General features: G+C 28.4%; 4 protein-coding genes. All 4 read left to right on the top strand.

Going from position 1 to position 2,721, the window contains the following annotated elements:
• Positions 1–234: 234 nt before the first annotated feature.
• The 4 genes from BEN26_RS13680 to BEN26_RS13690 all read left to right on the top strand — a co-directional run bounded on the left by BEN26_RS13680 (position 235) and on the right by BEN26_RS13690 (position 2,488).
• Positions 235–450, top strand: a complete 216-nt coding sequence (locus BEN26_RS13680; protein ID WP_069799699.1) for a hypothetical protein — start codon at positions 235–237, stop codon at positions 448–450.
• 8 nt (positions 451–458) lie between these two features.
• Positions 459–1,106, top strand: coding sequence for an HNH endonuclease (locus BEN26_RS13685; RefSeq protein ID WP_084818831.1), 648 nt, complete (start codon positions 459–461; stop codon positions 1,104–1,106).
• 407 nt (positions 1,107–1,513) lie between these two features.
• Complete coding sequence (locus BEN26_RS14185; protein WP_255421914.1) at positions 1,514–1,648, top strand: hypothetical protein; 135 nt, start codon at positions 1,514–1,516, stop codon at positions 1,646–1,648.
• Between the two features lie 3 nt (positions 1,649–1,651).
• Positions 1,652–2,488 carry a hypothetical protein gene (locus BEN26_RS13690; protein ID WP_069799697.1) on the top strand — a complete coding sequence of 279 codons (837 nt, stop codon included), beginning with the start codon at positions 1,652–1,654 and terminating at the stop codon, positions 2,486–2,488.
• Positions 2,489–2,721 lie beyond the last annotated feature (233 nt).

The raw sequence follows: 2,721 nt of genomic DNA on the forward strand, positions 1-2,721 counted from the left end.
AGCTGTTGATCGGATTAATGCCAAGTTGAACCAACAAAAAGCTGCTTAAAAACTTAAAAATTTTAAAAACGATTTAAATTCTGCAGGTCTGTCTTTCTTTAAAAGAAGGAATTATGAAATTGATTCATTTAAAATACAATAACTACTTTTACGAACCTTTTGGATATATTCTAAAAAGGTTCATTATTTATATAACCTTCATTCTTAAATTCTTAACAGTATAAGGAGATAGCTATGAAAAAGTTTATACTAAATCAGATTAAATTCATTACCAAAAACTCTATTTCAGTCGATTATCCAATATTTGCTTACTTTATAAGTAATACGGAAAATTATGAAGAAGTAATTGATTTAAAGGAAAAGTTTCAATCTTTCGGGTTAGAAATGACCGAAGAAATATATAAATTACTCTTAATTTTATCAGAGAATTATAAAGATGGAAAAAAATAATCAATGAAATGAAAAGAGCAGGATATACTCCAAATAAGGAATTGTATTCATCAATATTCTATAAAGACATAAATGAAGAGGACCTTGATAAAGTCTTAAAAGATTATGAAAGAATTTATAAAAGAAAAGCTACATGGGATAATATTTTTAATTTCACTATGAGAGAATATGAAAATCTCGGCAGAAAAGAATTAAAGATTCAATTACGTAAAAAATATCCATCATTCGATATATTGATAAAGCTAAATCAATACAACAATGATATAGAATTAAATAAGGTCGTTAATAAATTACATATAGACAAAAATGCAGATGAATATAAAGAAAATGATTATTACTACGAAGGAAAGAGAGCATTCAGATTACACAATTATATCGATAGAAATCCAAAACTCATAAAAGATGCAAAAGATATATTTATAAAAAAACACAACGGGCAATTATTTTGTGAAGTATGTAATTTTAATTTTTATAAAGTATATGGCAAGAGAGGATATGGTTTTATAGAAGCACATCATACTACCCCCATATCTAAAATTAAAGAAAATGGAACAAAAATTGAAGATATGGCAATGGTTTGTTCTAACTGTCATAGAATGCTACATAGAGAACCATTTCTTACAGTTGATGAATTGAGAAAATTAATAAACAGTTGAAGATTCAGCTCATTAAAATTTAAGGTTTGAGAAAGATATCTTTCTCAAGCCTCTTATTACTACTGTAACAAATAAAAAAACATCCATTATGGATGTTCTATCAATCTACTAATTTAATAATATAAATATTTTGACAAATCTATTAAACTATGATATTCTAAAAGATGGGAAATATATTTAAACGCAAATATACCTTTTCCCATTGAAAAAGGTACATATTATTTAACACCACAAAAATAATATATAAGAAAATACGATAAATTGCAAGAGCATAATTAAATGTTTCACATTATGTTCGTAGTTGTTCGCATTTCGCCTTTCTTCATGGATTTTCAAGGAGGATAGTATTATAGGAAAAGTTGTGTTTCTTTATATAACCCGCTACTAATAAAAGAAGGGTGATTTATATGAATGAAAAAAATAATGGTAAACATATTGGACATCAAGACCCAAAGCAAGAAAAGGGTAATGACCAAAAAGGACACAACGGTGGTCAAAGAATCTCGACAAATCCTGGCAATTCTCATGCATTATTGAAGTAATCTATGGATAAAGTAATAATCGAACAGTTGCAAAATTACTTTCCTATTAAATGGTTTAAAAGTTATAGTGGTTCGGGATGGTTTCTTTTAGAAATCACCCCTTACCCTCCTATTGAAGAATTGGAATCAATCATATCAGATATTATTAATGACAAAATTATTGATGTTTTATATGGACAAGTTAGGCACTCTTTAACCTGTAATGAAAAACACCACATCCCTGCAAATATTAAAAAGGTTTTGCCTAATCTAAAAGAACAAACTTTTTTAGTTGCAGTACACCCTGGGAATTTTAATGTTTATCAGGGACAGCCAATTGCTGTTGCTATTGAACCTCAAATTAATTATAATATCTATCCTGACCATCCCCATTTAAATGTTGGTAATTTTTCTAAATTAGATGGTCAGGAAATATTTATACCAGATTCCTTTTGCTATACGGATAATCCTTCAAAATTAGGGTTTGACCCACTACAACGATTGCTAAAGGCTTTATCTTTGATTTCAATATGGTTATTAAGGCATCAAATATGGCTTTTAACAAGGGAACAACTTCCGAAAAGTGAGTGGATTGGTCCTGAAGCCAAACCGTTTAAACCAGAAGAATATCCTAAATTTTTAAATCCTCTTGGTTATTGTAGATGTGGGAAAAAAATAAAATATAAGGATTGTCACATGATACCCGACCTTAAATCAGATAAGAAGGAAATGACAAGTACCGATAAACAAAACAAAGAAATTTACTATAATAGGTTTATCTTAAAATCAATTCATAATTGGATGATGTATAAAGGAAATCCACAAGAAAATTTCTTTAAAGAATTCAAAAAAATAATTTAAAACTTATATAACCCATTCGACTTATCGAATGGGTTATCTTTTAATAATAATATTTATATCAAGGCTAAAACCTGTAATTCCTTTATAATTACTTCCTTTATAATATTGGACTTGAGTCAATATCTTGGACACAAAAAAGTTAAGTTTTTTGTAAGTCACTTGTCGGCGGTTTTGAGTATCTCCGTTTTGCCTCTAATCCGACAAGGTCTTGCTCTGCCATGTATCTCAGCTGA

The organism is Tepidibacillus sp. HK-1, assembly GCF_001748485.2.
GTDB lineage: Bacteria > Bacillota > Bacilli > Tepidibacillales > Tepidibacillaceae > Tepidibacillus_B > Tepidibacillus_B infernus.